Source organism: Clostridium sp. OS1-26 (genome assembly GCF_030915445.1).
Classification (GTDB): Bacteria; Bacillota; Clostridia; order Clostridiales; family Clostridiaceae; genus Clostridium_AM.
In genome coordinates this window covers 5,433,609-5,445,933 of sequence record NZ_CP133264.1, presented here as the reverse complement: position 1 = coordinate 5,445,933, position 12,325 = coordinate 5,433,609, and the positions used below count along the sequence as shown (strand labels likewise).

Sequence of the window (12,325 nt, the reverse complement as noted above, 5' to 3'; positions counted from 1 at the left end):
TTACTCAGTTCCCGAAGGGAAAGGAGCAAGGCAAAATTACCCCGTGTGACCACTAAAAGGAGGAAATATTATGAACAATAGCGATTTTGAATGGAAGCTTGAAAATGAATGGTTGCTAGAGGTGCTTAAAGAGGCTCGAAAACAATTTGATGAAAAACATGATTTTAAGGAAAAATTTAAAAAGGATGCCCTCGAAACACAAAAGCAACTTTGGCAGGATATAGGCTCTGTTTCCATAACCAATGGCCTGGAACAGATTGTGGGCTTTATGGAATTTATCGGTACAATGAAATTACAAAAGAGAAGGCACGAGTTTACCAGAAAGCTTGAGGAAAAATACGAGAGAATGCTTTTGTCGCCCTATTTTGCAAGAATGGATTTTGTTGAAAAGGGGGAGGAGAAGGCCGAAAAGTGTTATATAGGAATCTCCAACCTTATTAATGATAATTTTGATTTCCTCGTATATGACTGGAGAGCGCCAATTTCCAGCATGTTTTATGATTACGAAATTGGAGAAGCAAATTATAAATGTCCAGAAGGAACGATATATGGGAACCTTACACTGAAAAGACAGTATAAAATTAATAATGGCAAAATTAAATATATGTTTGATAGTAATCTTAAGATAGACGATGAAGTTCTGCAGGATATCTTGAGTAAAAGTACTGATAGCAAAATGAAGGCTATAGTAACAACTATTCAAAGAGAGCAGAATAAAGTAATTCGTAATGAGGAGTACAAAAATTTGATTGTTCAAGGTCCTGCTGGAAGCGGAAAAACCTCTGTTGCTCTTCATAGAATTGCTTATCTATTATATAAGTATAGAGATAAGATAACACCTCAGAATATAATAATATTTTCTCCAAATGATATTTTTAATGATTATATTTCTAACGTATTACCGCAGCTTGGAGAAGACAATATGTGTCAGACCACGTTTAAGGAATATATGCATAAAGCCTTAGGAAGTGAGCTTAAGAAGGAAAACTACTGCGAGATGATGGAATATATCCTTGACTCAAGGAAGGAAGGCTCCTATCAAAAGAGAATCACCAATATAAAATTTAAGTCTTCCATGGAGTTTATAGATATATTAAAGCAATATGTAGTCTACGTTGAAAAATTCGATAGAAATTTTGTAGATATAATTTTCAGAGGCAATTTAATAATTTCCTCAAAGGAGTTAGAAAAACTATTTTTTAAAGATTATGCGCAGCTTCCGCTGAAAAGGAGACTTCAAAAGATAAGAGAAAGAATTTTGTTCCTTTTAGAGCCTTATGAAAAATATCATATAGAAGAAGTTGCTGATGAACTTAGGGATTCAGGCTCTTATATAGATAAAGAAGAAATTATGGAATGCAGTACAGCTATGATAAAGGACGAGCTGAAAGATATTTACTGTGAAATCAATAGAATGACAGAGTTTGATTTAGTGGATATTTATAAAAAGCTATTTGAGAATCTGGAGCTTTTCTTGAGTAATTCAAATACTAAATACGATGGGAAGAAAATTGACGAAATAAAAAGCTATACTTTAGAAAACCTGAAGGTTCTAAAGCTTAATTATGAGGATCAACCACCTCTTTTATATCTAAAAGGTGCATTAGGAGATCTTCCAAAAACCTCAGAAATCAAATACGTTATTATTGATGAGGCTCAGGACTATACACCGCTGCAGTATGAGATCTTTTATCAGCTTTTTAACCATGCCAGTATGACCATACTGGGCGATTTACATCAATCCATAAATCCATTCATGAATATAGGGGATTATAATAATATTTCTCATATATTCCCTAAAGGTAATACCTGCATAATAAATTTAACCAAAAGCTACAGATCCACAATGGAAATTACTAAGATTTCAAGAAGGCTGATTAATAAGGAGATTGCGGTTGAATGTGTAGAAAGAAGTGGAGAGGAGCCTTTATTACTTGGATTTTCAGATGAAGAAGCTATAAAAGAAAAACTTCTTGAAGATATAAAAATATATAAGGAGAAAGGCTATAAATCTATTGGTATCATAACAAGGACTGTAAAGGAAGCGCAGAATGTATACAGTTTCTTGGAAGACAAGGTTCCAGTTAAAGCAATAATGAAGGATGATGAGGAATATGTGAGTAATACATTGGTAATCCCAGCTTACCTTGCTAAGGGATTAGAATTTGATGTAGTGCTTATATATAATGCAGGAGATGAAAATTACAATTGTGAAGAAGAAAGACTTCTGCTCTATACTGCCTGCACTAGAGCACTTCATGTTTTACACATATACTACTGTGGGAAGATAACACCATTGCTCAAAGGAAATTATTAAATTTAGATCTGTAAATAAAACCAATACAATAGGTACAAACTTTAAATTCAAAGTCTTAAGTAAGTAGTCTTGGTTTAATCCAGGGCTATTTGCTTTTTATTATTAAACATAAACTTTAAACTTCCATATGATTGAGTACTTCCCAACACTTTTGAGAGATTTCACATTTATAACACTCATTACCACATGACCTAAAGGCTTTAGAATCTTCAAAATCTTGATATGTTATTTCTTCATCCTCTTTGTTTTGGTTATTCCCAACTTTGTATAAAGTACATAGTATTACAAATGATAAAAATATTGAAATTGATATTATTCTAATTGCCATAAATACACCCTCTTTCTACATAATTACATTTAATATATATTATAATACAATTAAACAATATATTCAATGTCGTTGTAATGCATTAAGGCTACTTCAAACAAAAATATTTGAAGTAACTAAACTCTTGCTTAAAGTCTATATTTAATTTCATCATACTTAAATGAAGAAGAAAAAGAATAGATAAAAGGATATACTAAAGAAATCTAATAACTAAAATTAGAATACAAAGCAGCATAATTTATGTTTAAAACAGTGGGTACGAAAGCACTATTTATCGTGGTACCAATTTTAAAATAAACAAGATGACAAAATATGGTAAAGATATAGTTATAGCAGCTAAAGCTAAGTAAAGTCAAAAGTATATTTTGTCTTAGTACAGAAAACAATAATAAAGCATCATAATCGGAAGAATTTGAGTAACAATGGCAAGAAATTAATAAGATTGTTCTTCAAAAAATAAATAGACTTATGTATTTGCAGGTGAATATACACTGTGATATAATTATACAAGCTATAAAATTTATATTATTAGAGGTGAATATTAATGAGTAGTATTTCGCATAGGATTGAAAGATTGCCAGTTACACCAATGCTTTGGAGAGTGTTGTTTTTAACAGGTATTGGCTGGCTATTTGACGCCATGGATCAAGGGATGGTATCCGGTGTTATGGCTGCAATTGGCAAATCGTGGAAGCTTACTCCCGCTGATTTAGGCTTATTAGGCAGCGCTTCAGCGGTGGGAATGGCTATTGGTGCCGCTGTTGCTGGGATGGTGGCTGACAAATGGGGTAGAAGAACAGTTGTTGCGTTTACTCTTGTGCTATACGGGGTAGCTAGCGCCCTATCTGGGCTTGCCACTAACTTTACCATATTATTGTTTTTCCGATTTTTAACGGGATTAGGTTTGGGTGGAGAGCTGCCAGCAGCATCTACTTTGGTTAGTGAATTCTCACCTGCTAAAGCACGCGGCAGAATGGTTGTTCTGCTAGAGAGCTTCTGGGCTTGGGGATGGATAGTTGCTGCTTTAATTGCTTATCTTCTAATTCCAGTTTACGGTTGGCGTATTGGATTTTTCTTAGGAGGAATACCTGCACTATATGCAGCTTATTTGAGAAGAAATATTCCAGAGTCTCCTCGATACTTGGAACAAAAAGGGCGTCTTCAAGAAGCAAACGAGATTGTAGCTAAGATGGAACAACAGGCCGGAGTAAACAATAAAAAAGAAACCGTAGCTAATGAGCCTGAAGAGAAGAAGAGCAGTAGTATTACCATTTTTGATCTATGGTCCCCAGCTTATGCTAGACGTACCTTTGTGTTATGGATTCTATGGTTAGGTATTAATTTTGGCTATTACGGATTTGTTTTATGGACCCCGACTCTCCTTGTAGGCAAAGGGTTCAGTTTAGTAAAGGGTTTTGAATTTACATTAATTATGAGCATTGCTCAATTACCTGGATATTACAGTGCAGCCTATCTAATAGAAAAGATTGGTCGTAAATTCGTTTTAGTAGTTTACTTAACGGGTACCGCCTTATCAGCATATTCATATGGTCAAGCGACATCTGTAACTAATGTTCTTATTTTTGGTTGCCTACTTTATTTTTTCAGCCTTGGAGCTTGGGGTGCTGTATATGCTTATACGCCAGAAGTCTATCCTACAAGGGTTAGGGGCAGTGGAGCAGGTTGGGCAGCTGCTGTTGGTCGTATTGGTGCAATTGCCGCCCCTTACATCGTTGGGCTGGTATATCAGACTAAAGGTAAACAGGGTGGTTTCACTTATGTCTTTCTTATGCTAACTATAGTGTTTGCATTGGTAGCAGCAGTAGTTGCTTTAGCGGGTATTGAAACCAAAGGCCAAACTCTTGATGAAATCAATGTGGGTTAATTGTAATCAGGACATCTTTTAGAATTTGTATAATGGTGGATTATTTTTTTACAAGGTAGAAAGAAGCAAGCTTAAAATGAGCCGATATAGTTTTTATGACTATATTGGTTCATTTTCTTTTATCAAAAATGTTTAAGGTGGAACCTTTTCTAGTCAGTGCTATTATGAAAGTGGTTATTTTATTGCGATATAGAAAAAGGGGGATAAGCATGGGCGGTTATAAGGAATGGGCTCAAAATTTCAGCATGGAATGGCTTAGCGAATTAAAGTTCGAGAGGGTTTTCCCTACTCGACTATCATAAACTCTTCAGATAGGGGTTCAATGAGGCTCGCCTCCACCATACATATTGATAACCGTCTGTAAGTGGCTTAGGTAGCTTCTTGCAGGCGGTTGTATTTTTTGGTGGGTGACGATATCTCCACTAAACATTTTGATATTAAAAAAAACGGCAATTGATCTAGTAAGTTATAAAAAATTCCCGGAAATATCGGTATCTTTTAACCGAAACTTATATTGTACGTAACATACAGTTAACATGCTAGAAGTAAAATTAAAATATAAAATTTGAGTCTAAAGAGGATGAGTTAATTTTGAATATGAAAGAAATTTTAAAAGATAATCCTTTAATTGCTGCAGCACAATATGAAAATTTACATCTTGCTGCAGATTCAAAAGTTTCAGCCATATTATTAATGGATGGAAAACTAAATGAGTTAATGGAAAAGAACTTTCAGATGTGCAATGAGAAAAAACCTATATTTTTGCATACAGATTTAGTAAAAGGGCTATCTAATGACAAAGAAGCTATAAGCTTCTTGAAAAAGTATATAAATCCTGCTGGAATTGTATCGACTAAAAGTGTTATGTTGAAGGCTGCTAAAAAGAAAGGTTTAAATACAATACAAAGAATTTTTCTAATTGATTCTAAATCATTAAAAAATGCTATAGAAAGCATTAGAGAAAATGACCCTGATGTAGTAGAAGTTATGCCGGCTTTAGCATATTCTATTGTTGAAATATTAAAAAATGAAATAGATAAACCTATAATATTAGGTGGTTTAATAAATAAGAAAGAACAAATAATAGATGGATTAAAAGCGGGGGCAGATGGTATATCTTTTAGTAGAGGTGATTTATGGAACATAGATATCAAAAATGAACTATAATATATGTATAGTTTGCTCTAGATATCTAACTATTTGCTATCATACAATTAATTTAATAGGATAAGTGATTACTGGTGGAGATTTGTGAAAACCATAATCATCTTTTTTAAAAAACTATGTTTGTAAAGTGTATTTATTGCGAATATAGATAAACGAAAGAAGATGATTTATGGTTTTTTTGAGTCTCCAATTTTTGTTATAAATTTTTAAAAGGAAGGTGTTTTTATAAGAGGAATGTAAAATCTTTTTTACTTAATCATAAAGTGCAATTAATATCAAAATGTTATTGTACATGCATAAATAAAATGTTATGGAGGTATATACATGGAGCAAACAATAGTTAAATCACATTCAAGCGCCAATAGAATTATAACAAAAAAGGGAAGCATAAAAAGAATTGAACCATATTTATATCTTATTCCTTGCTTATTTATTTTTTTAACTTTTACTTATTTCCCTTTTTTCAAAACCATATATCTAAGCTTATTTAATACTAATGCCCAAGGAGAAATAAGTTCCTTTGCAGCATTAACTAATTACACAGATCTTTTTAAATCACCTTCTTTTATAAATAGTATAATGGTTACTTTTAAATTTGTAATTTTAACTACTATTCCATCTATTATATTAGGACTTATTACAGCACTATTATGTAATAATAAATTAAAATTTAAACGGGTATTTAATACAATGTATGCTATGCCAATGGCTGTATCATCTGCATCTGCGTCTATTATCTGGCTGCTTCTTTTTAATCCAAGCATAGGTTTAGTTAACTATATATTAAAAAGAAATATAGGATGGCTTGTAAGTCCATTTTGGGGACTAATTGCAGTATCCATTGTGGCTATTTGGATGAATACCTGTATGAATTTTATATTTATAACTGCAGGACTTAAAAATATTCCAAAGGAGTTAAGTGAAAGTGCCTCAATAGACGGAGCAAATTATTTTCAGTGTTTAAAAAACGTAATTTTGCCATGTCTGTCTCCAACACTATTTTTCGTCTTAGTAATAAACATTATTAACGGATTCCAAACTTTTGGACAAATAAACATTATGACCTTAGGAGGACCGGGAGAGGCTACAAATGTATTGGTTTATTCTATCTATAGAGATGCATTTTTTAATAATAGATTTGGGGCAGCTAGTGCTGAGTCTATAATTCTTTTTGTGATAATGTTCGTTATAACACTACTTCAATTTAGATATGAAAAAAATAAAGTATTTTATAGCTAGTAGGGAGATGATACTAAAATGAAAAAAGAAGTAAATAAATTAATTCTTTATATAGTAAATATTTTATTTGCATTTATAGCCATAGCGCCACTGTTATATGCATTATCTATTAGTTTAATGCCGCCAGAACAGATATTTGCTTTTCCGCCTAAGTTAATTCCACAGAGATTTTATATTCAAAATTATATTGATGCGTTAAGTATAGCACCAATAATAAGATTTATAATAAATAGTTTTGTTGTGTCTTTGTTAGTAACTATTGGTCAAGTTTTAACTTCTTGTATGGCAGCATTTGCGTTTTCTTTTTTCAACTTTAAGGGGAAAAACATATTGTTTACAGCAATGCTAGCTACAATGATGATTCCTGCAGAGTCTATTATGATATCTAATTATTTAACCGTTGGCTCTCTTGGGTGGTTAGATAGTTATAAAGCGCTTATAATACCTTATTTAAGTTCTGCCATGGGAATATTTATGATGAGACAATATTATTTAACACTGCCTAGAGAATTATATGAGGCAGCCAAAATTGATGGCTGTAATAGCTTTAAGTTTTTAACGCATATAGTACTGCCTATGTCAAGACCAGTAGTAGGCTCCTTAGGAGTGTATACTTTTTTAGCTACTTGGAATCAATACCTTTGGCCGCTGCTTGTAACCAGCAATGATACTTCAAGAACGGTACAAATAGGAATAAGTATGCTGCAATTTTCAGAGAATCAGTCCTTTGGTATTATAATGGCAGGTATTGTAATGGTATTACTGCCTTCAATTATAATTTTCATATTTGGACAAAAACAGCTTATAGAAGGTATGACATCAGGTGCAGTAAAAGGTTAATACAATAATTTTATATATTAATAAAAAATAAATGTATTTTGAGAGGAGAAAAATAATGAAAAAAAGATTAATAAGCTTATTAGCAGCATCCCTAATGGTTACTGGTATGCTTGCAGGATGTGGAAACAGTCAGCAGGCAGCTGCTGGAACTGGAAAACCTGTGGAAATCACTTTCTGGCATTCCATGGGAGGAAAGAATGGGCAGGCTATAACAAAAATGGTCAATGATTTCAACAGTTCACATAAGGATATTAAAGTTAACGCCCAATATCAAGGGAAATATGATGAGTCTATAAATAAGTTGAAAAGTGCTAAAAAAGCTAATGGTGGACCTGATGTGATGCAAGTGTATGACATAGGCACTAGATTTATGATTGATAGTAATTGGGCTGTTCCAATGCAAAAATTCATAGATGCAGAAAAATACGATACTTCACAATTAGAACCTAACATATTAGGATACTATACAGTTAATAATAAACTTTATTCAATGCCATTTAATACATCAACCCCGATATTGTACTATAATAAAAATGCTTTTAAAGAAGCTGGCTTAGATCCTAATAATCCTCCAAAGACTTTTGCGGATGTAGAGAAATATTCAGCTGCTTTGACTAAAAAGGATGCTTCAGGAAAAGTTACTCAGTATGGATACTCCATGGCTATATATGGATGGTTTTTTGAGCAATTCCTTGTTAAACAAGGTGCAAACTACGTAAATAACGGCAATGGTAGAGAAACCGCTCCAACAGCAACTGAATTTGACAAAAATGGGGCAGGATTAAAAGTTTTAAATCAGTGGAAGAAGATGGTTGATTCCGGATATGTAGGAAACTTTGGAAGAAATGAAGACGATACTGAAAATGCATTTATTGCAGGAAAAACAGCTATGTATATTGAATCTACAGCGGATTTATCATCAGTTTTAAATGGTGTTGGAGGAAGGTTTGAAGTTGGAACTGCTTTTTTACCAGCCTTTGATGGAATACAAGATGGTGGTGTTTCAATAGGTGGAGCTTCATTATGGGCTTTAGATAGCAAAGATGAAGCAAAACAAAAAGCAACTTGGGAGTTTATAAAATTCATGGTATCCCCCGAAGAACAAGCTTATTGGAATACACAAACAGGATATTTTCCTGTAACACAAAAAGCTTACGACGTTCAGGTTATGAAAGATAACTTAAAGAAAGCACCTCAATTTCAAACTGCTATAGACCAATTACATGCATCACCAAAGACAGCTAAGGGTGCATTAATGTCTGTATTCCCAGAAGCAAGACAAACTGTTGAAACTAATATAGAACAAATGCTTCAAAATAAACAGACTCCTGATCAGGCTATTGAAAATGCAGCAAAAAACATAAATTCAGCAATTGAAAAATATAATACATCTAATAAGTAATTAATTTTTATTCAAAAAACCAGTACTTTACTCTTAAAGTACTGGTTTAACCATAAGTCTATAGGAAATATAAAGAGGAGATTTTAGATATGAAAAGAAGTTTGAATATTGCACATAGGGGCTTTAGTGGCAAGTATCCTGAAAATACTATGATTGCTTTTATAAAAGCTGTAGAAGCTGGTTGTAATGGTATTGAAACAGATCTTCACATGACAAAGGATGGAATTATAGTTATTTGTCACGATGAAACTATAAATAGAACCACCAATGGTGAAGGCTTTATTCATGATTACACTTATGAAGAACTGTGTAGATTTGATGCAGGAATTAAATTCAGTGAAGAATTTCGAGGAGAAAAGATTCCGAGTCTTGATGAATTTTTAGATTATGTAAAAGATAAGAATTTATTATTAAATCTAGAGTTAAAAAATGACATAATAGCATACAGTGGATTGGAGAAAAAGGTAATAGATAAAGTATGTGAATTTAAACTAGAAAAAAACGTATTATTATCCTCTTTTAATCATTATTCCATGATTAGAGTAAAGCAATATAACCACAGTATAAAAACAGGTTTGCTATATGAGGCGATTCTTTACAATGCCCATGAATATATAAAAACAGTGGGAGCGGATGCACTACATCCTTCCTTTCCAGCAATGATGGATGAGAAAATAGTTAATAATATTAAGAAAAATGGAATAATGATCAATGCATATACAGTAGACGATGAGAAGCATATGAAGAGGTTGATAGAACTTAAGATAGATGGAATTATAACGAATTATCCAGATAAGCTAAATAAGGTTTTGCAAGGAACAAATTGTTTATGATTTTTCTAAATAAACCAATATATAGGATGGTGTAATATGGCTAAAGTAATTATAAAAAATATGAATAAGTGCTATGAAAATGGATACAATGCAGTAAAGAATGTAAATTTAGAAATTGAAGATAAAGAATTTGTGGTATTAGTTGGACCTTCAGGATGTGGAAAATCCACTACTCTTAGAATGATAGCTGGATTAGAAGATATATCCTCAGGAGAACTTTATATAGGAGATACGCTTGTAAATGATATAGAGTCTAAAGATAGAGACATTGCTATGGTGTTTCAAAATTATGCTTTATACCCTCATATGAATGTCTACAAAAATATGGCATTTTCACTACAGCTGAAAAAAATGGACAAAAATGAAATAGATAAAAGAGTTAAGGAAGCAGCTCAGATATTAGGACTTAATGACCTTCTTACTCGGAAACCAAAGGAGTTATCTGGGGGACAAAGACAAAGAGTTGCTTTGGGAAGAGCAATAGTTAGGGAACCTAAGGTATTTTTAATGGACGAACCCCTATCTAATTTAGATGCAAAACTTAGAGTAACAATGAGAGCTGAGATTTCTAAGCTGCATAAAAAATTAAATACTACTTTTGTATATGTTACCCATGATCAAACGGAAGCTATGACAATGGGAACTAAAATTGTGGTAATGAAAGATGGCGTAGTTCAACAGGTAGGCTCGCCAATGTCTATTTATGAAAAACCAACAAATATGTTTGTAGCAAGTTTCATAGGAAGTCCTCAAATGAACTTTATTGATGTAAAGATCATTAAGGAAAATAACATGGTTCTAGGAATAATAGAAGAAAATAAGTTTCAAATTGCAAAGGATAAAGTTGAGAAACTAGAAAAAGGTGGATATATAAATAAAACTATAAAGCTGGGTGTAAGACCAGAACATATGTATTTGTCAAATAAGGTGGAAGGAAAAGAAAAAGATTATATTATAATGGAAACTGAGGTAGAGCTAATTGAGCTTTTAGGTTCAGAAGCATATCTATATTTGAATTTACATGGATATAATGTTACAGCAAGGGTGCCAATGGATATAAAGTTTAAAGTAGGAGATAAAATAAAAATTGCCATAGATAATAGCTATATTCATAGTTTCGATATTGAAACAGAAAATTTAATATTCTAGCAAGCTCGAAGTAAGCTAGCTATTAAATTTATCTTCGTCAAAACCATATATATACATAACCGCCTGCAGATGGCTTAAATAGCTACTTGTAGGTGGTTATGTTTTTTTGATTTGCAAGAATAGCACTAATTGTTTTGTTTTCAGCAGTGAAAGTATAGTCTTAACACAAACTTATACTATAAATAACATTCCTTTAACATATTATAAGTAAGATAAAAGTATAAAATTTTAGTGAAAAAGGGTGAATTAAATTTAAATATGATAAGTTATTCTGATTTATGTTTACTCAATTGTGATATAGAAGATAATATACAAAAGTTAATAAGTTATGGTGCAGATAGCATAGAGTTAATGATGGATGGGCAGTATTGGTGTGATACGGAATCAACTATTTGTAATTTAAGCCAAATCCTTAATAAGTATAAAGTAGAATTTTCTATACACCCTCCAACTTGGAATACAAATTTAACTAGTGAAAATAAGCTTATAAGTGAAACAACTTTTAATGAACATAAAAAAGCTATATTATTTGCTAAAGCAATAAATGCTAAATATATAGTTATCCATCCAGGATTCTACTATTCATCTGCTTTTGGTAAAGAAAATACTAAAAAGAGGGCCTATGAGCTAGTGAGTAGGTTAAATAAGATGGCAAAACAATTAGGAATTAAGCTTGCTGTTGAAAATGTTGGATGTAACGGAGATTCTCTATTTACTCAGGAGGAATATATAAAATTTATTGAAAACGTGGATGATAACATAGGCTATCTTATTGATACAGGCCATGCTCATATAAACAAATGGAATATACCTGAGTTAATAGAAAAAACTGAAGATAGATTAATTGCATTACATTTACATGATAATTTTGGGGAAGCTGATGAACATAATCCTATTGGACAAGGTAGTATAGATTGGGAAAGTATTTTTAAAGTTTTAAAGAATACATCATTAAATTTTAAGCTTGTTTTTGAATATAAAACTGGTACAGAAGGTTCAATTATGAGGAAACATAAGGATATGTTGTTAGATTGTTTAGGAAGAGTTAAATAGAAAAAAGATTAGTGGATTTCATCCATTGTGCTTTGCCTCCACCAGTAAAACTCTCGACAGAGATGTTGAGGGTTTTTATTATTTTATTGTCATGAGTGCGCTATAAAATTTT

10 protein-coding genes are annotated in these 12,325 nt (G+C 32.2%); 9 read left to right on the top strand and 1 reads right to left on the bottom strand.

Features of this window, described 5'->3' with window-relative positions:
* Nucleotides 1–70 precede the first annotated feature (70 nt).
* Nucleotides 71–2,317: an RNA polymerase recycling motor HelD gene (gene helD, locus RCG18_RS26815; RefSeq protein ID WP_308039019.1), complete on the top strand. Its 2,247-nt coding sequence runs from the start codon at nt 71–73 to the stop codon at nt 2,315–2,317.
* A 115-nt stretch (nt 2,318–2,432) separates the two neighbouring features.
* Here the strand turns inward: helD and RCG18_RS26810 are convergent, their stop codons facing one another.
* Entirely contained in the window at nt 2,433–2,645 is a 213-nt protein-coding gene (locus RCG18_RS26810) for a hypothetical protein (protein WP_308039018.1), read from the bottom strand.
* Between the two features lie 544 nt (nt 2,646–3,189).
* Here RCG18_RS26810 and RCG18_RS26805 point away from each other — a divergent pair.
* The 8 genes from RCG18_RS26805 (at nt 3,190) to RCG18_RS26770 (ending at nt 12,213) form a co-directional block, all read left to right on the top strand.
* On the top strand, nt 3,190–4,530 hold the full coding sequence (locus RCG18_RS26805; protein ID WP_308039016.1) for an MFS transporter: 1,341 nt from the start codon (nt 3,190–3,192) through the stop codon (nt 4,528–4,530).
* 597 nt (nt 4,531–5,127) lie between these two features.
* Nucleotides 5,128–5,697: a glycerol-3-phosphate responsive antiterminator gene (locus tag RCG18_RS26800; RefSeq protein ID WP_308039015.1), complete on the top strand. Its 570-nt coding sequence runs from the start codon at nt 5,128–5,130 to the stop codon at nt 5,695–5,697.
* Nucleotides 5,698–6,021: 324 nt separating this feature from the next.
* Nucleotides 6,022–6,936 carry a sugar ABC transporter permease gene (locus tag RCG18_RS26795; RefSeq protein WP_308039014.1) on the top strand — a complete coding sequence of 305 codons (915 nt, stop codon included), beginning with the start codon at nt 6,022–6,024 and terminating at the stop codon, nt 6,934–6,936.
* 18 nt (nt 6,937–6,954) lie between these two features.
* Nucleotides 6,955–7,776 (top strand): carbohydrate ABC transporter permease, encoded by an 822-nt coding sequence (locus tag RCG18_RS26790; protein ID WP_308039013.1) that lies wholly within the window; start codon nt 6,955–6,957, stop codon nt 7,774–7,776.
* A gap of 55 nt (nt 7,777–7,831) precedes the next feature.
* The gene (locus RCG18_RS26785) at nt 7,832–9,178 is read left to right on the top strand and encodes an ABC transporter substrate-binding protein (RefSeq protein ID WP_308039012.1); all 1,347 of its coding nucleotides are present in this window, start codon (nt 7,832–7,834) and stop codon (nt 9,176–9,178) included.
* Between the two features lie 89 nt (nt 9,179–9,267).
* On the top strand, nt 9,268–10,011 hold the full coding sequence (locus RCG18_RS26780; RefSeq protein ID WP_308039011.1) for a glycerophosphodiester phosphodiesterase: 744 nt from the start codon (nt 9,268–9,270) through the stop codon (nt 10,009–10,011).
* Between the two features lie 36 nt (nt 10,012–10,047).
* The gene (locus RCG18_RS26775; protein WP_308039010.1) at nt 10,048–11,160 is read left to right on the top strand and encodes a sn-glycerol-3-phosphate ABC transporter ATP-binding protein UgpC; all 1,113 of its coding nucleotides are present in this window, start codon (nt 10,048–10,050) and stop codon (nt 11,158–11,160) included.
* 258 nt (nt 11,161–11,418) lie between these two features.
* Nucleotides 11,419–12,213: a sugar phosphate isomerase/epimerase gene (locus RCG18_RS26770; protein ID WP_308039009.1), complete on the top strand. Its 795-nt coding sequence runs from the start codon at nt 11,419–11,421 to the stop codon at nt 12,211–12,213.
* Nucleotides 12,214–12,325: the final 112 nt, after the last annotated feature.

What these genes read in the sequence shown, in the direction of transcription:
- helD (WP_308039019.1), top strand. Translation starts at nt 71, where the DNA reads ATGAACAATAGCGATTTTGAATGGAAGCTTGAAAATGAATGGTTGCTA.
- RCG18_RS26810 (WP_308039018.1), bottom strand. Translation starts at nt 2,645, where the DNA reads ATGGCAATTAGAATAATATCAATTTCAATATTTTTATCATTTGTAATA.
- RCG18_RS26805 (WP_308039016.1), top strand. Translation starts at nt 3,190, where the DNA reads ATGAGTAGTATTTCGCATAGGATTGAAAGATTGCCAGTTACACCAATG.
- RCG18_RS26800 (WP_308039015.1), top strand. Translation starts at nt 5,128, where the DNA reads ATGAAAGAAATTTTAAAAGATAATCCTTTAATTGCTGCAGCACAATAT.
- RCG18_RS26795 (WP_308039014.1), top strand. Translation starts at nt 6,022, where the DNA reads ATGGAGCAAACAATAGTTAAATCACATTCAAGCGCCAATAGAATTATA.
- RCG18_RS26790 (WP_308039013.1), top strand. Translation starts at nt 6,955, where the DNA reads ATGAAAAAAGAAGTAAATAAATTAATTCTTTATATAGTAAATATTTTA.
- RCG18_RS26785 (WP_308039012.1), top strand. Translation starts at nt 7,832, where the DNA reads ATGAAAAAAAGATTAATAAGCTTATTAGCAGCATCCCTAATGGTTACT.
- RCG18_RS26780 (WP_308039011.1), top strand. Translation starts at nt 9,268, where the DNA reads ATGAAAAGAAGTTTGAATATTGCACATAGGGGCTTTAGTGGCAAGTAT.
- RCG18_RS26775 (WP_308039010.1), top strand. Translation starts at nt 10,048, where the DNA reads ATGGCTAAAGTAATTATAAAAAATATGAATAAGTGCTATGAAAATGGA.
- RCG18_RS26770 (WP_308039009.1), top strand. Translation starts at nt 11,419, where the DNA reads ATGATAAGTTATTCTGATTTATGTTTACTCAATTGTGATATAGAAGAT.